This window comes from Mycolicibacterium duvalii (assembly GCF_010726645.1).
Lineage (GTDB): Bacteria > Actinomycetota > Actinomycetes > Mycobacteriales > Mycobacteriaceae > Mycobacterium > Mycobacterium duvalii.
On the sequence record NZ_AP022563.1, the window covers coordinates 340,479 to 363,456 of the forward strand.

General features: G+C 64.3%; 16 protein-coding genes and 3 rRNA genes. 8 read left to right on the forward strand and 11 right to left on the reverse strand.

All coding sequences use genetic code 11. The features are described from left to right. The first annotated feature begins 38 nt into the window (after positions 1–38). From murA to rrf, 4 genes are all read left to right on the forward strand, one after another. Positions 39–1,292 (forward strand): UDP-N-acetylglucosamine 1-carboxyvinyltransferase, encoded by a 1,254-nt coding sequence (gene murA, locus G6N31_RS01665; RefSeq protein WP_098006181.1) that lies wholly within the window; start codon positions 39–41, stop codon positions 1,290–1,292. Between the two features lie 312 nt (positions 1,293–1,604). Then, positions 1,605–3,124: ribosomal RNA gene (locus G6N31_RS01670) — 16S ribosomal RNA — on the forward strand. 407 nt (positions 3,125–3,531) lie between these two features. Continuing rightward, a 23S ribosomal RNA gene (locus G6N31_RS01675) occupies positions 3,532–6,652 on the forward strand. Between the two features lie 116 nt (positions 6,653–6,768). Then, positions 6,769–6,882 (forward strand): 5S ribosomal RNA (gene rrf / locus G6N31_RS01680). The 16S, 23S and 5S rRNA genes sit together here, the layout of an rRNA operon. A 105-nt stretch (positions 6,883–6,987) precedes the next feature. On the opposite strand, the gene G6N31_RS01685 is transcribed toward rrf, so the two are convergent. From G6N31_RS01685 to G6N31_RS01715, 7 genes are all read right to left on the reverse strand, one after another. Next, positions 6,988–7,554 carry a dihydrofolate reductase family protein gene (locus G6N31_RS01685; protein ID WP_098005493.1) on the reverse strand — a complete coding sequence of 189 codons (567 nt, stop codon included), beginning with the start codon at positions 7,552–7,554 and terminating at the stop codon, positions 6,988–6,990. Positions 7,555–7,610: 56 nt separating this feature from the next. Then, positions 7,611–8,234, reverse strand: coding sequence for a TetR/AcrR family transcriptional regulator (locus G6N31_RS01690; RefSeq protein ID WP_098005492.1), 624 nt, complete (start codon positions 8,232–8,234; stop codon positions 7,611–7,613). Further along, complete coding sequence (locus G6N31_RS01695; RefSeq protein ID WP_098005490.1) at positions 8,227–9,480, reverse strand: cytochrome P450; 1,254 nt, start codon at positions 9,478–9,480, stop codon at positions 8,227–8,229. The genes G6N31_RS01690 and G6N31_RS01695 overlap by 8 nt, the downstream gene beginning before the upstream one ends. A gap of 260 nt (positions 9,481–9,740) precedes the next feature. Continuing rightward, a complete protein-coding gene (locus G6N31_RS01700) occupies positions 9,741–10,220 on the reverse strand; it encodes a methylated-DNA--[protein]-cysteine S-methyltransferase (protein ID WP_272938771.1) in 480 nt (159 codons plus the stop codon). Continuing rightward, the gene (locus tag G6N31_RS01705) at positions 10,111–11,733 is read right to left on the reverse strand and encodes a DNA-3-methyladenine glycosylase 2 family protein (protein WP_272938770.1); all 1,623 of its coding nucleotides are present in this window, start codon (positions 11,731–11,733) and stop codon (positions 10,111–10,113) included. Before G6N31_RS01705 ends, G6N31_RS01700 begins: the two co-directional genes overlap by 110 nt. A gap of 73 nt (positions 11,734–11,806) precedes the next feature. Next, positions 11,807–12,406, reverse strand: a complete 600-nt coding sequence (locus G6N31_RS01710) for a TetR/AcrR family transcriptional regulator (protein WP_098005501.1) — start codon at positions 12,404–12,406, stop codon at positions 11,807–11,809. A gap of 5 nt (positions 12,407–12,411) precedes the next feature. Continuing rightward, entirely contained in the window at positions 12,412–12,927 is a 516-nt protein-coding gene (locus G6N31_RS01715) for a hypothetical protein (protein WP_098005486.1), read from the reverse strand. A gap of 202 nt (positions 12,928–13,129) precedes the next feature. Here G6N31_RS01715 and G6N31_RS01720 point away from each other — a divergent pair, with 202 nt between their 5' ends. From G6N31_RS01720 to glsA, 4 genes are all read left to right on the forward strand, one after another. Continuing rightward, positions 13,130–14,497 carry an aromatic ring-hydroxylating oxygenase subunit alpha gene (locus G6N31_RS01720; RefSeq protein WP_098005483.1) on the forward strand — a complete coding sequence of 456 codons (1,368 nt, stop codon included), beginning with the start codon at positions 13,130–13,132 and terminating at the stop codon, positions 14,495–14,497. A 131-nt stretch (positions 14,498–14,628) separates the two neighbouring features. Continuing rightward, positions 14,629–15,015, forward strand: coding sequence for a hypothetical protein (locus G6N31_RS01725; protein WP_276057176.1), 387 nt, complete (start codon positions 14,629–14,631; stop codon positions 15,013–15,015). A gap of 45 nt (positions 15,016–15,060) precedes the next feature. After that, positions 15,061–15,816: an SDR family NAD(P)-dependent oxidoreductase gene (locus G6N31_RS01730; RefSeq protein ID WP_098005481.1), complete on the forward strand. Its 756-nt coding sequence runs from the start codon at positions 15,061–15,063 to the stop codon at positions 15,814–15,816. 42 nt (positions 15,817–15,858) lie between these two features. Continuing rightward, entirely contained in the window at positions 15,859–17,142 is a 1,284-nt protein-coding gene (gene glsA, locus G6N31_RS01735) for a glutaminase A (RefSeq protein ID WP_098005479.1), read from the forward strand. A 13-nt stretch (positions 17,143–17,155) separates the two neighbouring features. Here glsA and G6N31_RS01740 read toward each other — a convergent pair whose 3' ends face one another. From G6N31_RS01740 to G6N31_RS01755, 4 genes are all read right to left on the reverse strand, one after another. Beyond that, the gene (locus G6N31_RS01740; protein ID WP_098005477.1) at positions 17,156–18,088 is read right to left on the reverse strand and encodes a LysR family transcriptional regulator; all 933 of its coding nucleotides are present in this window, start codon (positions 18,086–18,088) and stop codon (positions 17,156–17,158) included. 67 nt (positions 18,089–18,155) lie between these two features. After that, the gene (locus tag G6N31_RS01745; RefSeq protein WP_098005475.1) at positions 18,156–20,507 is read right to left on the reverse strand and encodes a CaiB/BaiF CoA-transferase family protein; all 2,352 of its coding nucleotides are present in this window, start codon (positions 20,505–20,507) and stop codon (positions 18,156–18,158) included. A gap of 3 nt (positions 20,508–20,510) precedes the next feature. Beyond that, a complete protein-coding gene (locus G6N31_RS01750) occupies positions 20,511–21,704 on the reverse strand; it encodes an acyl-CoA dehydrogenase family protein (RefSeq protein ID WP_098005473.1) in 1,194 nt (397 codons plus the stop codon). A gap of 1 nt (position 21,705) precedes the next feature. Next, positions 21,706–22,800, reverse strand: coding sequence for an acyl-CoA dehydrogenase family protein (locus G6N31_RS01755; protein WP_098005472.1), 1,095 nt, complete (start codon positions 22,798–22,800; stop codon positions 21,706–21,708). Positions 22,801–22,978 lie beyond the last annotated feature (178 nt).

A 22,978-nucleotide genomic window follows, 5' to 3' on the forward strand; every position in this document is an offset into this window, starting at 1 on the left:
GACTGACATGGGCTGATGCGCTGTTTACACTGACCGACGTGAGCGAGCATTTCGTGGTGACCGGCGGCTGTCGGTTATCGGGCGAAGTTGCTGTCGGTGGCGCCAAGAACAGTGTGCTGAAGCTGATGGCGGCCGCCCTGCTCGGGGAGGGCACCAGCACGATCACCAACTGTCCGGACATCCTCGACGTGCCGTTGATGGCCGAGGTGTTACGCGGGCTGGGAGCGACGGTCGAGCTCGACGGTGACACCGTGCGGATCACCTCGCCCGACGAGCTCAAATACGATGCCGACTTCGCGGCGGTGCGGCAGTTCCGGGCGTCGGTGTGCGTGCTCGGGCCGCTGGTGGGCCGATGCAAGCGGGCCAAGGTGGCACTTCCCGGCGGCGACGCGATCGGCTCGCGGCCGCTGGACATGCACCAGTCCGGGCTGCGTCAGCTCGGCGCGCGCTGCAACATCGAGCACGGTTGCGTGGTCGCCGAAGCCGACCATCTCCACGGCGCCGAGATCCAACTCGAGTTCCCGTCGGTCGGTGCCACCGAGAACATCCTCATGGCCGCGGTGCTCGCCGACGGCGTCACGACGATCCACAACGCGGCGCGGGAACCTGACGTCGTCGACCTGTGCACGATGCTCAACCAGATGGGGGCGCACATCTCCGGCGCCGGCTCGTCGACGTTGACGATCACCGGCGTCGACCGGCTCTATCCGACCGAGCACCGCGTGATCGGGGACCGCATCGTCGCGGCGACGTGGGGAATCGCCGCGGCGATGACCCGCGGTGACATCTCGGTCACCGGGGTCGACCCCTCGCACCTGCAGTTGGTGTTGCACAAACTCCACGACGCCGGAGCGACCGTCACCCAGAGCGACGACGGCTTCCGGGTCGTGCAGTACGAACGGCCGAAGGCGGTCAACGTTGCGACGCTGCCGTTCCCGGGCTTTCCCACGGACCTGCAGCCGATGGCGATCGGGCTGGCGGCGGTGGCGGACGGGACGTCGATGATCACCGAGAACGTCTTCGAGGCACGCTTCCGGTTCGTCGAGGAGATGATCCGCCTCGGCGCGGACGCCCGGACCGACGGCCATCACGCCGTGGTGCGCGGCATTCCGCAGTTGTCCAGTGCGCCGGTGTGGTCGTCGGACATCCGCGCCGGCGCCGGGCTGGTGTTGGCCGGCCTGGTCGCCGACGGCGAGACCGAGGTGCACGACGTGTTCCACATCGACCGCGGGTACCCCCGCTTCGTCGAAAATCTGGTCGGTTTGGGTGCGGAGATCGAGCGCGTCACGTAGAATCGGGGACCCGAAACCCGCGTTACGCTGGCAGTTTGGGCGTCTGGCCGACAGCGCGTAATATTTCCCGACAGAAGCCCACGGCCCCGGGTCGAAAGATCCGGCGGACGAGGTTTGACCTCCCTGGCCAGATGCAGTACAGTGGCAGGGTTGCCTGAAAACCGGGTGTGTTGTTTGAGAACTCAATAGTGTGTTTGGTGGTTTTTATTTGTTGTTGTTTTTTGCCGTGCTTCTTTTTCCCGTTTAGGGGTGCGGTTTTTTTGATGCCAGTTTTGGTGTCTTTTGTTTGGTCAAATTTGTTCTGAACGTTTTTGTTTGGAGAGTTTGATCCTGGCTCAGGACGAACGCTGGCGGCGTGCTTAACACATGCAAGTCGAACGGAAAGGCCCTTCGGGGTACTCGAGTGGCGAACGGGTGAGTAACACGTGGGTGATCTGCCCTGCACTTTGGGATAAGCCTGGGAAACTGGGTCTAATACCGAATACACCCTGCTGGTCGCATGGCCTGGTGGGGGAAAGCTTTTGCGGTGTGGGATGGGCCCGCGGCCTATCAGCTTGTTGGTGGGGTGATGGCCTACCAAGGCGACGACGGGTAGCCGGCCTGAGAGGGTGACCGGCCACACTGGGACTGAGATACGGCCCAGACTCCTACGGGAGGCAGCAGTGGGGAATATTGCACAATGGGCGCAAGCCTGATGCAGCGACGCCGCGTGGGGGATGACGGCCTTCGGGTTGTAAACCCTTCGCCAGGGACGAAGAGAGATTGACGGTACCTGGAGAAGAAGGACCGGCCAACTACGTGCCAGCAGCCGCGGTAATACGTAGGGTCCGAGCGTTGTCCGGAATTACTGGGCGTAAAGAGCTCGTAGGTGGTTTGTCGCGTTGTTCGTGAAAACTCACAGCTTAACTGTGGGCGTGCGGGCGATACGGGCAGACTGGAGTACTGCAGGGGAGACTGGAATTCCTGGTGTAGCGGTGGAATGCGCAGATATCAGGAGGAACACCGGTGGCGAAGGCGGGTCTCTGGGCAGTAACTGACGCTGAGGAGCGAAAGCGTGGGGAGCGAACAGGATTAGATACCCTGGTAGTCCACGCCGTAAACGGTGGGTACTAGGTGTGGGTTTCCTTCCTTGGGATCCGTGCCGTAGCTAACGCATTAAGTACCCCGCCTGGGGAGTACGGCCGCAAGGCTAAAACTCAAAGGAATTGACGGGGGCCCGCACAAGCGGCGGAGCATGTGGATTAATTCGATGCAACGCGAAGAACCTTACCTGGGTTTGACATGCACAGGACGCCGGCAGAGATGTCGGTTCCCTTGTGGCCTGTGTGCAGGTGGTGCATGGCTGTCGTCAGCTCGTGTCGTGAGATGTTGGGTTAAGTCCCGCAACGAGCGCAACCCTTGTCTCATGTTGCCAGCACGTTATGGTGGGGACTCGTGAGAGACTGCCGGGGTCAACTCGGAGGAAGGTGGGGATGACGTCAAGTCATCATGCCCCTTATGTCCAGGGCTTCACACATGCTACAATGGCCGGTACAAAGGGCTGCGATGCCGTGAGGTGGAGCGAATCCTTTCAAAGCCGGTCTCAGTTCGGATCGGGGTCTGCAACTCGACCCCGTGAAGTCGGAGTCGCTAGTAATCGCAGATCAGCAACGCTGCGGTGAATACGTTCCCGGGCCTTGTACACACCGCCCGTCACGTCATGAAAGTCGGTAACACCCGAAGCCGGTGGCCTAACCCCTTGTGGGAGGGAGCCGTCGAAGGTGGGATCGGCGATTGGGACGAAGTCGTAACAAGGTAGCCGTACCGGAAGGTGCGGCTGGATCACCTCCTTTCTAAGGAGCACCACGAAAAGGGTTGAGACACTGGGTCTTGCCCGAGCCGTGAGGAATCGGTGCGCTGTAGTGGCGCCTGGTTTGGTGCACAACAAACGTTGAGATGCGGTGTGGGAGACATCGTGTCGATGGAATCGCCGGACACACTATTGGGCTTTGAGACAACAAGCCCGTGCCCCTGTGGTTTGGGGGTGGCTCCGCCGAGTGCGTGTGGGGTCGGAGTGTTGTTGCCCTGCTTTGGTGGTGGGGTGTGGTGTTTGATTTGTGGATAGTGGTTGCGAGCATCGAGACGCGGCGCAGGGTTTCTTGTGTCGTGTTTCGTGTAATGCAAATTTTTCTGATACTCGCATGCGTTCTGCTCTTTTGGGGGTGGGGTGTGTGCGGGTGACTCATTTTTTGGTTTTGTGTTGTAAGTGTTTAAGGGCGCATGGTGGATGCCTTGGCACTAGGAGCCGATGAAGGACGTGGGAGGCTGCGATATGCCTCGGGGAGTTGCCAACCGAGCGTGGATCCGAGGATGTCCGAATGGGGAAACCCGGCACGAGTGATGTCGTGTCACCAGGCACTGAATGTATAGGTGTCTGGGGGGAACGCGGGGAAGTGAAACATCTCAGTACCCGTAGGAAGAGAAAACAACCGTGATTCCGTGAGTAGTGGCGAGCGAAAGCGGAGGATGGCTAAACCGTGTGCATGTGATACCCGGCGGGGGTTGTGTGTGCGGTGTTGTGGGGCGTTTCTTCTCTCATCCGCCGATGAGGGCGAAAGTGATAAACCGTTGGGTTAGTTGAAGTGGTCTGGGATGGCCTGCCGGAGAGGGTGAGAGCCCCGTCGACGAAAACTCAGCGGCTTTCGTGGAATGTTTTCCCCGAGTAGCAGCGGGCCCGTGGAATCTGCTGTGAATCTGCCGGGACCACCCGGTAAGCCTGAATACTTCCTAGTGACCGATAGCGGATTAGTACCGTGAGGGAATGGTGAAAAGTACCCGGGAGGGAGTGAAAGAGTACCTGAAACCGTGCGCTTACAATCCGTCAGAGCCCTCGACTTTGTTGTGGGGTGATGGCGTGCCTTTTGAAGAATGAGCCTGCGAGTCAGGGACATGTCGCGAGGTTAACCCGGGTGGGGTAGCCGCAGCGAAAGCGAGTCTGAATAGGGCGTATCCACACAACAGTGTGTGGTGTAGTGGTGTGTTCTGGACCCGAAGCGGAGTGATCTACCCATGGCCAGGGTGAAGCGCGGGTAAGACCGCGTGGAGGCCCGAACCCACTTAGGTTGAAGACTGAGGGGATGAGTTGTGGGTAGGGGTGAAAGGCCAATCAAACTCCGTGATAGCTGGTTCTCCCCGAAATGCATTTAGGTGCAGCGTCGCAGTGTTCGTGTCGGAGGTAGAGCTACTGGATGGCCGATGGGCCCTACTAGGTTACTGACGTCAGCCAAACTCCGAATGCCGACACGGTGTAGTGCGGCAGTGAGACGGCGGGGGATAAGCTCCGTGCGTCGAGAGGGAAACAGCCCAGATCGCCGGCTAAGGCCCCTAAGCGTGTGCTAAGTGGAAAAGGATGTGCAGTCGCGAAGACAACCAGGAGGTTGGCTTAGAAGCAGCCACCCTTGAAAGAGTGCGTAATAGCTCACTGGTCAAGTGATTGTGCGCCGATAATGTAGCGGGGCTCAAGCACACCGCCGAAGCCGCGGCAGCACACCTTGTGTGTGCTGGGTAGGGGAGCGTCCTGCATCCGGTGAAGCAGCAGAGTGATCTAGCTGTGGAGGGTGTGGGAGTGAGAATGCAGGCATGAGTAGCGATAAGGCAAGTGAGAACCTTGCCCGCCGGAAGACCAAGGGTTCCTGGGCCAGGCCAGTCCGCCCAGGGTGAGTCGGGACCTAAGGCGAGGCCGACAGGCGTAGTCGATGGACAACGGGTTGATATTCCCGTACCCGTGTGTGGGCGCCCCTGACGAATCTGTTCTGCTAACCGCCCAAATGGCGGACCACCGGAGACTTTCGGGTCGATGGGGTTCGCCGGCTGCGCGGGACCCGGATGGGTAGTAGTCAAGCGATGGGGTGACGCAGGAAGGTAGCCGTACCAGTCAGTGGTAATACTGGGGTAAACCTGTAGGACGAGTGATAGGCAAATCCGTCACTCATATGTCTGAGAGGTGATGCATAGCCGATTGAGGCGAATTCGGTGATCCTATGCTGTCGAGAAAAGCCTCTAGCGAGCACACACACGGCCCGTACCCCAAACCAACACAGGTGGTCAGGTAGAGAATACCGAGGCGTACGAGTGAACTATGGTTAAGGAACTCGGCAAAATGCCCCCGTAACTTCGGGAGAAGGGGGACCCCCATACCGTCAACACCCTTGCGGTGGGCAGCGGGAGGGGGTGGCACAAACCAGTGAGAAGCGACTGTTTACTAAAAACACAGGTCCGTGCGAAGTCGCAAGACGATGTATACGGACTGACGCCTGCCCGGTGCTGGAAGGTTAAGAGGACCCGTTAACCCCTCGGGGTGAAGCGGAGAATTTAAGCCCCAGTAAACGGCGGTGGTAACTATAACCATCCTAAGGTAGCGAAATTCCTTGTCGGGTAAGTTCCGACCTGCACGAATGGCGTAACGACTTCTCAACTGTCTCAACCATAGACTCGGCGAAATTGCATTACGAGTAAAGATGCTCGTTACGCGCGGCAGGACGAAAAGACCCCGGGACCTTCACTACAACTTGGTATTGGTGCTCGATACGGTTTGTGTAGGATAGGTGGGAGACTGTGAAACTCACACGCCAGTGTGGGTGGAGTCGTTGTTGAAATACCACTCTGATCGTATTGGGCCTCTAACCTCGAACCGTCTATCCGGTTCAGGGACAGTGCCTGGCGGGTAGTTTAACTGGGGCGGTTGCCTCCTAAAAGTAACGGAGGCGCCCAAAGGTTCCCTCAACCTGGACGGCAATCAGGTGTTGAGTGTAAGTGCACAAGGGAGCTTGACTGCGAGACGGACATGTCGAGCAGGGACGAAAGTCGGGACTAGTGATCCGGCACCTCTGAGTGGAAGGGGTGTCGCTCAACGGATAAAAGGTACCCCGGGGATAACAGGCTGATCTTCCCCAAGAGTCCATATCGACGGGATGGTTTGGCACCTCGATGTCGGCTCGTCGCATCCTGGGGCTGGAGCAGGTCCCAAGGGTTGGGCTGTTCGCCCATTAAAGCGGCACGCGAGCTGGGTTTAGAACGTCGTGAGACAGTTCGGTCTCTATCCGCCGCGCGCGTCAGAAGCTTGAGGAAACCTGTCCCTAGTACGAGAGGACCGGGACGGACGAACCTCTGGTACACCAGTTGTCCCACCAGGGGCACCGCTGGATAGCCACGTTCGGACAGGATAACCGCTGAAAGCATCTAAGCGGGAAACCTCTTCCAAGACCAGGCTTCTCACCCATTAAGTGGGATAAGGCCCCCCGCAGACCACGGGATCGATAGACCAGACCTACACACGCAGCAACGTTCAGGGACTGGCACTAACCGGCCGAAAACTTACAACAAACACAACAAAACCTCGCAACCACACACCACCTCATCAAACACACCATCAGATTTGATGAACACACCCCACCACCAAAAACACAAAAATTTGATCACTGAAAAAAGTGAATAGAGTTACGGCGGTCCATAGCGGCAGGGAAACGCCCGGTCCCATCCCGAACCCGGAAGCTAAGCCTGCCAGCGCCGATGATACTGCCCACCCGGGCGGAAAAGTAGGACACCGCCGAACACACATTGAAGCCCTGTGCCCCCCAATTCAATTGGGGGGCACAGGCATTTGTGCATTCAGCGCGTCTGCCCGAGTGCTCGAAGTGGGCCGGCCGGCTACCTTCGATCAGTCGTGTTTCGTTGCATAACGCAGCAGAACCGTGCCGCCAGGAAAGGTGCGGTTTTCCACCAGCCGCAGCGAGATCCACGACGGCAGGCTCGGGAGGAACGGAATGCCCCCGCCCACCGCGGTGGGTGCGACCACGATCCGGAACTCGTCCACCAGTCCGGCGCGGACGATCGGTGCGGCCAGCGTCGCCCCGGCTACTTCCAGTTGGCCATCGGTCTCGGCTTTCAGCCTCGTGACCACCTCGACGGGGTCGCCGCGCTCCAAGCGGGAGTTCCAGTCGACGGACTCCAGGGTGCGCGAGAACACGAGCTTGGGCATATCGCGCCAGACACGGGCGAAATCGATGATCAGCGGGGTGGCGTCGGGCGCAGCGTCGGCGGTCGGCCAGTACGCGGCCATCAAATCGTAGAGCCGCCGGCCGTAGAAGGACAGGACGGTTTCGCGCTCGAAATCATTCCAGTACTGATGCAGTTCGTCACTCGGCTCGGACCAGTCGATGTTGCCCTGTCCGTCCGCGATATATCCGTCGACCGACACATTGAAGCCATAGATGAGCTTGCCCATACAGATCAGACTGCGTCACCGGACCGGACTCATCGAGCAAGGGCCCGGGATTTCCTTCAGAGGTCGGTCGACAGCGCCGCCAGTCGCGGATAGAGAATCGCCGGTCCCAACCATCGAGCAACGAAGCGGCGTAGGGACGCATGGTCGCGTGCCGGCTGGCCGGGGTCGGTCAGCAAGGACTGCACTGTACGTAAGGTCATTTCCGCGAGCTCTTCGAGCCTGAGGGCGTCGAAGCCGTGAAGCGTCCAGTCCACATTTAAACGGGGGAAGAACGACAGACAGAAGGTCTTCGCGGTGTCGGAGGTCAACGACGTGATGGGTTCGCCACCGTGCGGCCCCTGCAACAGGCCCTCCAATTGAGGGTCGCCGGAGAGGGTCTGGACGGCGTACGACACGCATTCCACGACGGCGGTGACCGGATCGTGGACATCTTTGACGTGCTCGACCACCTGGTCGATGAAGCCGTCCACTGCACGCATCGCGCTGGCGATGAGCAAGGCGTCCGCATTGGGGAAATAGCGATACACCGTTTGACGGGTGACCCCGAGCCGGCGGGCGACGTCGGCAAGGCGTATCGCGGATCCGCGTTCAGTCACCACCGCGTCGACCGCATCGAGAATTCGGGCGATCGCCTCCTCGTCCGAGGCCGGCGTCGAACCCGCCCACCCGCGACTACGCACCCGACATCACCAACGGTTGCGCGGTGAACTCGATCGGAAGTGTCGTCGGTCCGGTCATTCCCAGCAACGACTTCCACGGAGCCGGACCTATGCGACGCGGTACCGAGAGACGGCGGGTGAGGACCGTCAATGCTCCGGCCAGTTCGCGGCGTGCGAGGTTGGCGCCCAGGCAGTAATGCGCACCTCCGCCGAAGGTCAGGATCGGGGGAACGTCCCTGCGGCTGATGTCGAATCGGTCAGCGTCGTCGTAGATGGCCGGATCGCGGTTGGCTGCGAAGGTGTTCACCATCACGAAGGTCCCTGCAGGAAACAGGTAGCCACCGAACTCGACATCCTCGGTGGCGGCCCGCGGCACGATACTGACTGCCGGGGAATGGCGCATGCTCTCCTCGACCGCCTGCATCGCCAATTCAGGTTGGTCGCGCAGCTTCGTCCACTGGTCCGGATGCTCACAGAGCACCTGCACCGATGCGGCCAGTTGGTTTCGGGTCGTGTCGGTCCCGGCCATCAGAAAGCCGGCGACCAGCATGCGTAACTCGTCCAGATTGAGCCGGTCGCCGTCGCTTTCCGCGCGGATGAGCTCGGAGAGCAGGTCGTCGGTCAGATCGTTTCGGCGGGCGGCGACCATGTCGTCGACGTATGCGTCGAGTTCGCCCCACGCCCGCATGATCGCCGACTCATCGAAATTGACGTCTGGCTGGAAGTTGAGGGCCTTGAAGACTTCTTCCGTCCAGTCTGCGAACAGGTGCCAATCTTCACGCGGTGCACCGAGCAGCGCACACATGATCGGGGTGGGGTAGGGACGGGCGAGGTCGGTCACGACGTCACACCCTCCGGCATCCGCCACCCGATCGACCAACGCGTTCACGACTTCGTGGATGGTGTCCTGCAGGCGTGCTGTCGCGCGCGGTGTGAACGCCTTGGAGACCAGCTTCCGCAAGCGAACATGCGGTGCGCCGTCCAAGCCCAGGAGGCTGTTGGCCAGCTTGTCGAACAGCGGACCCGACGTGATGCCCTGTGCAGCCAGGGTGATGCCCGGGGGCAAACGAAATCGGTTGTCGCGCAATATCTCGCGAGACAGCTCGTAGGACAGGATCTCCGGGCCGAAGGGACCGATGGCGATCGGGGCGCAGGATTGCGCTTCCCGGACGTTCTCGAGGATGTCGTGCGGCGTGGCGGTCAGGCCGTAGTCGAATGTCGGTAGACCGGCGTCGAACACGCTGGGAGCGGTGCTGATGGCGGACATGGACACCTCGGCTTTCCCCTCGGCCCCGGATGGTCGCGGCGGGACATGTTGAACAAAACTGTATGACCATGAGGGCGCCCCGTCAATCAGTTGAGAATAAAACACAGGTGAAGGACAGGCCCAGCTTCGATGGTCATACGTTGTTCGGTGGAACGTCCGTGACGTGTGCTGCGGGCGGAAGTGCCACCGACCGGTGATAGGGCGGGTCGCCTTCTCACGTCCAGGGTCGGCGTTTTCCCAGGAAAGGGTGTGTCGAGACCTCACTCGAAGAGTGCGGGCTGCGCGGACACGCGGGATCGCTCCAGACCCAGAAGCAACTCCTTGCGCTCGATCCCGCCGCCGTAGCCGGTCATCTTCCCATTGGCGCCGATCACGCGATGGCACGGAACGATGATGCCGATCGGGTTGTGCCCGTTGGCCAATCCGACGGCCCGCGACGCTCCCGGCGCCCCGATCTGCCTGGCGATCTCTCCGTAGGACCGCGTTTGTCCGTACGGAATCGTCAGCAGCGCCTCCCATACGCGGCGCTGGAACGCGGTGCCGGCCATCTCCAGCTCCAGGTCGAACTGCTCCCGGTCACCGCGGAAGTACTCCTCGAGCTGGCGCACCGCTTCGGGGAATGCGGTGTCGTCACGCTCCCAACCGGCCCGGTCCGGTTCGTAGGTCTGGTCGACCATTCGCAGATGCGCCAACCGGTTGTCCACGCCGGCCAGTGTCAACAGCCCGACCGGGCTGTCCATTGTCCGATACCGCACGTTTCCCATCATGCCCCTCCTTCGGTGGCCAGTGATTGACGGCGTGATCGAGTGCCGTCCAAAGGTGTTGCGTCGCATAGGACCGCCACGGCCGCCAGCGACTGCTGTGTTCAGCGACCTCGCGGGGCGTCGTCGGCAATCCGAGCCGGCGCGCGGCCGCGACGACCCCCAGATCCGTGGCGGGAAAGGCATCGGGATCTCCGAGGCCTCGCATCGCGATCATCTCCGCCGACCACGGACCGACCCCCGGCAGCGCCAAGAGCGCCCGACGCGCGTCGTCCCAGTCGCAGCCGCTGTCGAGTACCAGTTCGCCATTCGTCAGGGCCCGGATCAGGGCTGTCACGGTGCGCTGCCGAGCCTGCGGCAGCGCCAGGTGCCGGGGGTCGATGTCGCCGAGTTGTTCGGCCGCGGGGAACAGGTAGGCCAGTGTGCCGTCGGGGTCGCGAACCGGGCTGCCGTACGCCGCAGCCAGCCGGCCGGCGTGGGTGCGCGCCGCAGCGGTGGAGACCTGTTGGCCCAGCACCACCCGCAAAGCCAGTTCGTGTTCATCGACGGTGCGCGGAATGCGTTGCCCCGGCGCTCGTGCCACGAGGGTGGCGACCGCGGGATCGGCGCTCAGGGCCTCGATGACCGCCGCCGGATCGGCATCGAGGTCGAGCACTCGCCGACAGCGCGCGATCGCCGCCGCGAGGTCACGGAAGTCATCGATGACGAGTCGACAGTGGACGTGGTCGGCCCTCGGTGTCAGGCTGACGATGCCGCCGCCGTGGGGCAGCCGCAGTGTGCGGCGGTACGCCCCGTTTCGGACCTCTTCGACGCCGGGTACGGCGGTCGCTCCCAGATGTCCGAACAGGCCGTGGTAGGCGAACGGGGTGCGCACCGGCAGTCGCAGCGTGAGCACGCCGGTACCGCGGGTGTCGTCGCAGCCGAAGCGCTGCCGGGCGCGCAGTCGCAACGCGGTCGGGGTGACGTCACTGACGGCACGAACTGTGTCATTGAATTGCCGAATGCTTGCGAAACCGGCAGCGAAAGCCACGTCGCTGAAAGGCATCTCGGTGGTTTCGATGAGCACCCGCGCCATCTGGGCCCGCTGCGCCCGAGCCAGCGCCAGCGGCGCCGCACCGAGCTCCGCCTGCATCAGCCGCTCGAGCTGGCGCACCGTGTAGCCGACGCGGACTGCCAGTCCGCTGACTCCTTCTCGGTCGACGGTGCCGTCGGCGATCAGACGCATCGCCCGCGCGACCGCGTCACCGCGGACGTTCCATTCCGGAGAACCGGGTGACGCGTCGGGCCGGCAGCGTTTACACGCCCGGAAACCGCCTCGCTGCGCGGCCGCCGCGGTGGGGTAGAAGCGGACGTTCCGGGCGAACGGCGCCCGCACCGGGCAGCTGGGCCGACAGTAGATCTTGGTGGTGAGGACGGCGGTGACGAACCAGCCGTCGAACCGCGGGTCCTTGGCCTGGACGGCGCGGTAACAGCGGTCGAAGTCGGTGTACATCACCTCGACGATCGCATGCCGCGGGCCGCCGCACTAGCGGAAAAACGACATCACCGTCGATCGACGGCGACGGCTACTGCGGGGTGCGGACGCTGGACATGACCAGCTGGAGATACGGGCGGTAGAGATCCTCGCCGTCCAGATGACTTTCCAGGGTGATGCCGTCATTGGCGGCCAACACGATCTGAGCGAGGGTGTCGGCTTCTATGGTCAGGCTGCCCCCGATGCGGGCGACGTTCTTGCTGATGAATTCCCCTAGCGCACGGATTGTTTCGCGGCGCTGGGCCGCAACGCGTTCCCGTGCGTCGGGGTTGCGGAGCAGAAACAGGGTCAGCTCGTATCCGAGCGCGGCACGGTCGGTGCCGCTGCTGAGTTGACGCCAGCGCTCGGCCAACTCGTCGATGTCGACGTCATCGAGGCGGTGAAACGACATCATCACCTCGGCGAAACCGTCGAGGAACCGTTGTCGTTGACGGTCCACCACGGCCAGGAACAGGGTCTCCTTGGCCCCGAACTGCGAGTAGATGGCGCCGCGGGTGAACCCGGCCGTGTCGGCGATCTCTTCGAGCGCCGCGCCGGTGAGTCCTTTGCGTGCGAAGACCTCTTCGGCGGCGTCGAGCAGGACCTGGCGGGTGTGCTCGGTCCGGCGCTCCTTGGTCCATCGTTCGGCCACGGTTCTCATCCTCTCACCAATCTCGGTGACAGCGGGGCGGCCCGCCCGCGAAGACGCGGGTGGGCGGTTTCGTGGCCGACGACGTCGCTGCCGCGGTGGGCCCAGAAATGCTCGACGGGTTCGGCGTAGGCGCTGAGTCCAACCGATTGCAGTGCGCATCGCTTGAAGGCTCGGGCAGCAGAACTGAGTGTGTGGTGCGCCGGACTCAGGGACTCGTCGAGCCCATCGTCGGCGTGGTGCCCCCAGAGCAGAACCTGCCGCATGCGCGTCAGGCTCGGCTCGGTGCCGCTCCGGGCGAACGTAGCTGCCGACCAGACCACGGTGTGCGGGCCCCGTCGCTCGGTGAAGGGGCCGGGAATGTCGATACGCGCGCCCAGGATGGTCAGCGCGCGTGTGAGCGTGACGTCGCTCGTCGTCACCGACACGTCCCATCCGGCGCGGCGGCGATCGAAGATCAACCCGCCGGCGTGCGCAACCGCCTCCGCGAGGCTGTCGGAAACGACGTCGAGGCGATAGCTCAAGGCGGCTCCTCACGCGCGCAACTCAGTGTGACGCCGACCACTGTATACACTCTTGTATCGACGATACATCCATGTATATGGTGAGTCCCGTCACACCAAGCGCGTCCACGCTCGCACATCGCGCGTGCGGCACCCCGGCCAGATCGCGGTGGGGAGCCCGCTCAGCTTCGTGGGCCGACGCCGACAGAGGAGGACTGCCTTGATGCCAGCAACCCGCCCCGGAGATTGGCTCGACCCCGATTCCGGTCTGGGTATGGGCTTGGACGATGTCGAGCCCGGCACCTTCAACTCGACGATCCCCACCGACCGGTACACGTGTCCGGACTATGCGGCACGCGAACGGGACGCGATCTGGATGCGGACCTGGCAGATCGCGGGACGCGTCGAGGACCTGCCGAAGCCGGGGGACTGGAAGAAGTACGACATTCTGGACCAGTCGTTTCTGATCGTGCGCGGCAAAGACGACGTGCTGCGCGGCTTCGTCAACGCATGTCGGCACCGGGGTAACGCGTTGTGCATCGCCGAAACGGGCAACGCCAAGCGCGGATTCCTGTGCCAGTACCACCTCTGGTCCTATGACCTCGAAGGCCGGCTGAAGGGGTTGTTACGGGAAAACCTCGCCGGGCCGATCGACAAGGCCGAGAACTCGCTTCTCGCGGCTTCGGTGGACACCTTCGCCGGCTTCATCTTCCTCAACCCCGATCCCGAGGCGGTGTCGCTGCGCGACTACCTCGGCGCCGACGTCGTCGAGTTACTCGAGCCCTACAACATCGAGAAGTTCACGACCGTCATGGACGTCACCGAGGCGATCGAGTGCAATTGGAAAGTCGTGATGGACGCCTTCGAGGAGGGCTACCACATCAACGGCATCCACCCGCAGTTGCTGCAGGTGCTGCACATCAATCCGAAGACAGCCCGATACCGGTTCTTCGAGAACCACAGTGTCGCAATGGCTCCCTTCGAGGTGACGGGCGCCGGCGCGCAGGAGCAGGTGGAAGGAATGCTGGCTCTCCCGGAAACCTTCCCGGGGACTGTCGCGGTCATCCCGCGATTCCAGGAACTCCTTGCGCCCTATCAGGACGAGGACGGCAAGGTGACGTTCCCGGATGACGTCACCCCGCGCGCTCTACTGCAGCAGGCCACGCGCGAAGTGCTGACGGGTATGGGGCTCGACGTCAGCGGACTGACCGACAGCCAGATGGTCGACAACCAGGGCTGGGTGCTGTTCCCCAACTACTTCATGACCGTGCGCGCCGGCGAATGTCACGTCATCATGTCGCGGCCGCACCCCGACGGGGACCCCAACCGCTGCATCTGGCACGTGGCGAGCTACATGTATGTGCCCGAAGATTTCCGTGACGCGGTCCGGGCCGAACCGATCGTGGTGGATACCCCCGGAAGTCACAAGTACTTCGAAGCACTGCAGCAGGACTACGAGCAGATGCCCCGCCAGCAGAAAGGTCTGCGCAATGACCGCCTCGACCACATGTCGCTGGTCAAAGAGGAGGTTGTGATCGCCCACTTCCACTCCGTGGTGGACCGCTTCATGGGCGATCCGGTCAGCCGCTGACCTGAAATCTGTCAACTCTGATCGCCGGACAAGGGACATACGTGAACATCGACAGCGACACAATCTCCATCGACCAGGCCATCGGCAGCGCCACCGGACGGGCACGAAAAGTGCTGGAGTACAGCCAGACGATGGGTCGCCTGGTGAAAAGCGCCAAGGAGCCGGGGTTCTCGGTGCACAGCTGGGCGCCGCTGGCCGAGTTGATCGAGACCGACGGCTTCGTCCGCATCGGACCGTTCAAAGAAGTCCAGAACTGGGCCGAGTACACCGAGTTCCTGACCAGCTGGGCCACCTCCTCGGACTGGGACTGCGTGTTCAAGCGCGTCAGCGAGGCCGACGACATCGTCTTCCTCGAACTCGAGGAACACAGCCGTATCGGTGATTTCAGCAGTGTGGTCAACAGCGTCTCCGTCTATGAGTTCAATGCCGACGATCAGATCACCTACGTCGCGGTGTATCTGCAGATGCAGCTGCCCGACTCGGCGCCGCTGCCCAGCTTCGACGGTGGCCACGAGTGACGGTCCGGCGCGTTCAGATCTCGTTCTCGGAGGAGCCCGCGACCGATGCCGTTTGACGACACCACCGCCCTCGTCACCGGTGGTGCGGCGGGCCTCGGGTTGGCCATCACCGAGGCGCTGGCCGCGCGCGGTGCCAAAGTGGCGATATTCGACATCGCCGGCGACCTGATCGATGCCCAGGTCGAGCGGTTACGGCAGGACGGCCTCAAGGTGGCCGGCTACGTCGTCGACGTCTCGGACCGTCAGGAGGTCGAATCCGCTGTCGCACAGGTCCGGGCCGATCTCGGCCCGGTCCTGATGTTGGTCAACAACGCCGGGATCGAGCAGTTCGGTAAGTTCGCCGAGATCACCGACGAGCAGTGGGACCGCGTGATGGCGGTCAACCTGCGCGGTCCGTTCATCTGCACCCAGGTGGTGCTGCCCGACATGCTCGAGGCGCAGTGGGGACGCATCGTCAACATTTCGTCGTCGAGCGCCCAGGGCGGGCAGTCGCGGATGGCCGCCTATGTCAGCTCCAAGGCCGGCGTGATCGGGTTCACCAAGAGCCTGGCGCTGGAACTGGGGCCGAAGGGCATCACCGTCAACACGATTCCGCCCGGTATGGTGGTGACCCCGATGCTGGAGAAGGCGATCGAGGAGGGGCGCTTCACCGCCTCACTGGAGCACTTCGCCAGCATTACGCCGGTGCGCCGCGCGGGTCGCCCCGAAGACATTGCCAACGCGACGATCTTCCTGTGCCAGGACGGGTCCGACTACATCACCGGGCAGATCCTTCCCGTCAACGGCGGTCGCCGTACCTGAGTCGAGCCGTGGCCGGCCCGGCTGTGCCCTACACTCGCGCCTATGGCCGAGCTGGTGCAGCGGTACTTGGACCACATCCTGGCCGAGCACACCGAGGTCGCGGACGGAGCCTTGGCCGACTACATTCCCGAGCTCGCCGCAGTGGACCCCGAGGGTTTCGCGCTCTCGTTGACCATGGCAGATGGCTACACCTACGAATCCGGCGACGCCGCCTGCGAATTCACCATTCAGTCGATTTCCAAGCCGTTCACCTACGCCTTGGCGCTCGACCAGATCGGTTGTGCAGCGGTGGATGCCGCGATCGGCGTCGAACCCTCCGGTGAGGCGTTCAACGAGATCAGCGTCGACAGTGCCACCAAGATGCCGAAGAATCCGATGATCAACGCGGGGGCGATCGCTGCGGTGTCGCTCATTCCGGCATCGTCACCCGACGCGCGTTTCGCTCTGATCCGGGACTTCTATTCGGATTTCGTCGGCCGTCGCCTCGAACTCGACGACGAGGTCTACCGGTCCGAGAAGGCGACCGGGAGCCGTAATCGCGCCATCGGATACATGTTGCAGAGCTTCGGGGTTCTCGACGACGACCCCGACGAGGTCCTCGACGTCTACTATCGGCAGTGCTCGCTGCGGGTGACGGCCACCGACCTGGCGACGATGGGTGCGACGCTGGCCCGCGGGGGCGTCCATCCCCGGCTCGGGCGGGTCACCACTGCCACCGTGATCAAGCGCACGCTGTCGGTGATGGTGACGTGCGGGATGTACGACGCCGCAGGCGACTGGGTCAGCGCGGTGGGGTTGCCGGCCAAGAGCGGCGTCGGTGGCGGGATCGTCGCGGTGCTGCCGGGCCAGCTCGGAATCGGCGTGTACTCACCGAGACTCGACCGCAACGGCAGCAGTGTGCGCGGAGTCCGGGTGTGTCGCAGCCTCTCCGAGCAACTCGGTCTGCATTTCCTCACGGTGCGCCGTGATTCGCTCGCGACTCTGCGCAACGTCTACGAACCGCAGGAGCGGGTCCGGGTGTACGAGGTACACGGCGATCTGCTGTTCAGCGGAGCCGAGCAGGTGGTTCGCATCGTCGAGGGGGAATGCGACCTGTTCGACGTCGCCGTCCTGGACGTATCGCGGGTCGACGACATCGACGAAGCCGCCCGTTCGATGCTGGCCGCGCTGGGCACACAACTGCGCGCGAGCGGCAGGCAGGGATTTCTCGTCGACCCGGACGCCGCGGTGATCCGCGCGGACAACGACCAGGGAGCCGGCCGGTTCTCCGGCGTCGACGACGCGCTTGCCGCAGCCCGGGAATGGACACGCGACCGCAGCCTCTGAGCACGCCGCGGCATCAGGCGCCCCGGTGCACCGGCCCGAGGCATTCGGCGATCTGTTGCACCACCGATTCGACGTCGGCGAGGCGAGCGCCCAAGCGCTCGGGTGCCCATGCCAGCGCAATATCGGCTGGGCCCCAGGTGGTCTCGTCGATCGGGATCAGTTTGAACTCCGGAGGCGAGAAGATCCTGCCGATGAACGACTCGGGCGCGTAGCTGACCACGGCCACGAGATGGCGGTTGAACACCTGGGTGGCCATCTCGACCTCTCCGCCCCGCTGGTTGGTGCTGCGCACGATGCGGTGGATCCCTCTGCGGTTCAAGCGACGGGTGAGTCCGGCCAGCACCACGGGGTTGGGCCGGGCGACGTCGATGACCACCTCGCGATCACGCAGCTCCTCGATCGCCACGATGTCTCTGGCAGCCAACGGATCATCGAAGCGCACCGCGATCGCGCCCTGGTAGCTGGCGACCACCTGGTGGCGCAGCCGTTTGTCCGAGGCCGGAAGGTGGATCAGCCCAAGTTCGGCCTGGCCGGCGATCAGTTCGGCCGAAACCTCGGCGGCGGACCCGGGCACGCTGAATTCCGTCGGCGTCGGCAGCCCGGCCAGCGCGGTCTCCAACTGGCTCAGCAGGTCCGACGGCGCATAGGCCGTGGCGCTGAGCCGAATCGGTGCCAGACCCTGCACACCCCGCAGCGCCAATGCTTTGAAGTCCTCGACCTGGCCCAGGATCTCGCGGGCGGGCCCGATCAGCCGTTCACCGAGCGGGCTCAGGCGCACCTCGTGATACCCGCGTTCGAACAGCGCTCCACCGACCTCCTTTTCGAGCAGCTTGATCTGCTTGCTCAACGGCGGCGGGGTGATCATCAACTTGTCGGCGGCGCGTTTGAAGTGCAGTTCGTCGGCGACTGCGACGAAATACCGGAGCCTGGTGAAGTCGATGTCCATTCCTGCCGCACTCGGATGTCGTGGCGGTGCCACCCCCGCATGCTACGAGATCGACACGGCGGCCCGGTCACGCCTTCGGGGGGTTGTCCACCTGCGGTGTCTCCAACACGCCCCGCTCATGGAGCGCCGCGATCTCGGCGGCGTCGAGACCGAGCAATTCCGCGGCGATCTCGGCGGTCTGCTCGCCGAGTAGCGGAGCCTGCCCGAGCGGCGGATCTGCGACGTGATCGCAGTGGATCTGAACGTTCTCCATCATGAACGGCTCCGCTGCGTGGGGATGCAGCTCTTCGCGGAACGCGCGCCGCTGCTCGTAGTAGCCCCAGGCCGGGACCTCCGGAGCGTGCAGTGCGGCACCCGCGGGCACACCGGCCGCCTGCAGGGTCTCCATCGCCTCGACGGCTGACCGCGTGCTCGCCCACTCCTCGACGGCGTCCTCGAGTCGGCCGTCGTCGTCCTGTGTGACGCCCACGACCCCGCGCAACGCACGACGGTCGTCGGAGTCGCGGACGGTGATCGCGACCCAACTGTCGTCACCGGCGGCGGGAAACAGACGCCACGGCCCGTGCTGGGTGTCGGCGACGCGGGTGTGACCACGGCGTTCCAATGCATCGGCGGCGATGTCGGCGGCGAGGTGGCTGAGCATGACCTCAGCCTGGGAAATGCTGGCCGCCCCGCCGGTCCCGGTACGCTCTCGGCGCAACAGCAGCGCCAGCGCGGACAGTGCGCCGATACGGGCGGCGACGTGGTCGGGGTAGACGGTGATGGTGTCGCAGAAGGTCTCCGCCTCACCGGGGTAGACCCAGAGGTTGGTGAAGCCGACCGCGGCACGCACCAGTGGCCCGTAGCCCAGGCGTTTGGCCCATGGCCCGGTAGGCCCGAATGCGGAGCTGTCGACGACCACGATCTCGGGGTTGATGTGTCGCAGCGTGGCGTAGTCCATGCCCAGTGCTTCGGCCACTCCCGGCTTGTAGTTGGTCAGCACGACGTCGGAGAGCTTCACCAGCCGGTGGGCCAGTTCTCTGCCCTCCTCGGCGCGGAGATCCAACCCGATCGAACGTTTGTTGCGGTGACCGGCCGCGAACGGCTGGGTCATCGTGGTCGGCTTGCCGACCCGTAACCCGTCGGGGTGGGCCGAATGCTCGATCTTGATCACGTCGGCGCCCAAATCGCCGAACAAGCGGGCGGTGTCGGCGCCCACCACGATGACGCCGAGGTCGAGGACCCGCAGGCCTTCCAGCGGCAGACCCTGGCCCCGGCGCTGCCGACCCGTCAGCAGCGGGGCGTGGGACGGCCGGGGTCGGGGTGCATGCCCGGCGGTCAGCGCGCTCGCGCGGTGACCGTCGATCTCGGCGACACCTGCGGGCACCGGGCCGACCACACCGGGCGCCAGTTCCACGTCGCGGAAGAAGCCGCGCGCGGCGAAGTGATCGGCGTTCAACGCCTCCGACAGCGTCAGCACCGCGGCCGTCGGTACCCCGTGGGCCTGGCCCTGCGCTTCCAGCTCCGACCGGGTCTTGTCGGCGCAGAATGCCTCGATGGCGTCCAGCAGGTGCGGCGAATGGAAGCGTTTGCCCAGTTTGTCGTAGCTGGGGTCGGCGAACTCCTCGGGCCGGCCCATCCACTCGAACATGCCCCGCCATTGCCGCTTGGCCAGGATGCAGATCCGGACGTGACCGTCCTTGCAGGCGATGATCGGGTAGCGCTGGCGTTCGGCGTTCCAGTCGCGGCGCTGCGCGCTGAGCGCGACCCCCGCCGACGCACTGCCGGCGGTGCCGAAGGGTGGGTCCAGGGTCTGCATGGCGCCGTCGAGAACCGAGAAATCGATCAGATCGCCCTCGCCGGTGCGCAGCCGGTCCAGGTACACGGCGACGGTCATCACCGCCGCCTGCGCCGCTGCGACCTGGTAGGGCAGCTCCGCCGGCGGCACCAACGGTTCCCGCCCGGGGATGCCCGACCGGGTCAGCTCGCTGGTCAGCGCGTGCAGCACCGGGGTGGTGGCCTGCCAGTGCCGGTACTCGTTGTCTCGGCCGAAATCGCTGATCGACAACACCACCAGCTCCGGATGCCGGGAGCGGATGCTGCGCACCGACAGGGCCGCCTCGGCCGGCGACCCGGGACGGCTGCTCTCGACGAGAATGTCGGTGCCGGCAAGCATCTCGTCGAAGCGTTTCCTGTCGGCCTCGGCAGCCAAATCGATGTCGACGGTGGCCAGTCCGTGGCGGTCGATTGCCGTCTGAATCGGAACATCGTCGACGACCGGGCCGAGGACGCTGTCGTCGGTGATGCCGGCCAATCGCACCACGGTCACGTGCGCGCCGAGGTCGGCCAACAGGCGCCCCACAGCGGTCATCGGGCCCGACGTCAGGTCCAGGATCTCCACGCCGGCCAAGGGGGGATCGTAGGTGGCGGTGTCAGACATCGATCAGCTCCGACGGGCCTGACGGAACGGGATGTCGCGGTCGGCCTCGGGTTCCTTCGGCAGTCCGAGGACCCGTTCACCGATGATGTTGCGCTGGATCTGGTCGGTGCCGCCTCCTATCGAGGTGAAGAACGCGTTGAGCGTCAGGAAGTTCACGTCGTCGGCCTCGGGATTGTCGGGTCCCGACAGCAGCGCCTTCGCGCCGATGATCTGGGTCTTCATCGCCGCCTCGGTATGCAGGATCCGTGACATCGCCAGCTTGCCGAGCGACATGATCGAGCTCGAGGTGCCCTGCGACGCCGAGGCTTTCGCGCGGGCGTTGTTGAGCCGGTTGAGCTCGCGCATCGCCAGCACCCCGGCCAGGGGGTAGCGGACGGCCGGGTCGTCGAGCACGCCATGCTCTCGAGCGAGGTCGATCAGGCTGTCGGCCTTGCGGTTACGTGAGCCGCGGCCGCTGTCGCCCATGATCGAACGCTCATAGGCCAGCGCGATCTGCAGCGCTCGCCAACCGTTGCCCTCGCCCCCGAGGAGGTAGTCATCGGAGACGGTGGCATCGGAGATGAACACCTCGTTGAAGTGTGATTCGCCAGTGATCTGCACCAACGGGCGCACCTCGACTCCGGCCTGCTTCATCGGCATGATGAACAGGCTGAGGCCCTTGTGCTTGGGGACGTCCCAGTCGGTGCGGGCCAGCAGCAGCGCGTAGTCGGCGGTCTGCGCGCCGGAGGTCCAGACCTTCTGGCCGTTGACCACCCAGTGGTCGCCGTCGCGGACTGCGGTGGTGCGCACACCGGCGAGGTCGGACCCCGCTCCCGGCTCGCTGTAGAGCAGGCAGGTGCGGGACCGTTCGACCAGAAAGTCGCGCAGCAGATCTCGCTTGATCTTCTCGGTGCCGAGCGCGAGCACGGTGTTGGCCGGGATGTTGTATTTGTCCTGGCGGGATCCCGGCGCCTTGGCCGCGGCGAACTCCTGGCCGATGACGTTGGCCAGCTTGTTGGGGTATCCGCGCCCGAACCACTCCGACGGATAGGTCGGCACCGCGTATCCGGCGTCGAGCACCTTCTCCAGCCAGGCAATCCGCTCCGGCGAGGACACCCAGGGGTCGGTGTTCTTCGGCAGCGGCCGATAGTTGTCCCGCAGCCATTCCCGGACTTCGTCGCGGAGTTCGTCAGCGTTGGGCAGATCATCCGGCGTCATGTCAGGCACCTTTCGAGACGAGGTAGCGCTCACGGTGAAGCCGTGCGCCGCCGAACAATTGCATGCCGGTGCGGGCCCGGCGCACGAACAGGTGAGCGGGGTGTTCCCAGGTGAATCCGATCCCGCCGTGCATCTGGACGGCGTTCATCGCGATGTTCTGGTAGGCCTCGGCGCAGGCGAAACCGGCCAATGCCGTGGCGCCGCCGGCATTCTCGCTGCCCGTTGCCTTCTCGGCGGCCGCATGCTGGGCCGCCGAGGTAGCGGACTCTACGTCGAGAAGCAGGTCGGCGGCCATGTGCTTGAGCGCTTGAAAACTGCCGATCTGCCGGCCGAACTGTACGCGTGACTTGAGGTACTCGACGGTCATGTCGAAGATCCGGCGCGCACCGCCGACCTGCTCACCGGCGGAAGCGAGCACGGCGTAGTCCAGCGCCTCCTGCACCGCCTCCCAGCCGGCGGTGCCGAGGCGGCGTGCCGGGGTGGCGTTGAAGGTGAACGTCGCCAACCGTACGGTCGGATCGAAAACCGTTGCCGCCGTGCGACTGAAGTTCGGGGCGTCCGGTGCGACCTCGTAGACTCCGAGACCGGATTCGCTGCGCGCGACCACCAGAATGACGTCGGCGATGTGGCCCCAGGTGACGTAGTGCGCCACGCCGGTGAGCGTGTGGTCGCCACCAGCGGTCACCTCAACGCCTTCCGGCGTCCACGTGCCCGCGCTGCCGGTGAGGGCGACGGTGCCGATGGCGGTGCCTTCGGCCAGGGCCGGCAGCAGTCGCCGCTGATCGTCCTCGGCGCCGGCCTGCTGGATCAACGAAACGGCCAGCACGGCGCTGGAGATGAACGGCGCGGGCAACAGTGCGGCGCCGGTCTCTTCGGCGACGGCCTCCACCTCCAGCGCCCCGAACCCGAGTCCGCCGTGCTCCTCGGAGACGAGCATGCCGAGCACGCCCTGCTCGGCCAGTCGGTGCCACAGGTCGCGGTCGAACCCCTCGTCGGAGGCCATGACGCGACGCACGTCATCCTCGGTGCACTTGTCCCGCAGCAGTTCACCGACCGCCGTGCGCAACTCTGCGCGTTCGGCCACACTGATGGTCATCCCCACCGCCTTCCCGGTCGCTGGATCCCATGCTCGGCCCTACGGCCCCCGGTGTACATCACGAATCTCGACACCGACGCGTTTCCGATTCCGACATGACGGCCGTCGGGTGTTTCCGCTGTGAGCATGTGCCGGTGCGCCGCTCGATGGTGCGCGGCCGGCCGTGTCGACGAGGTCG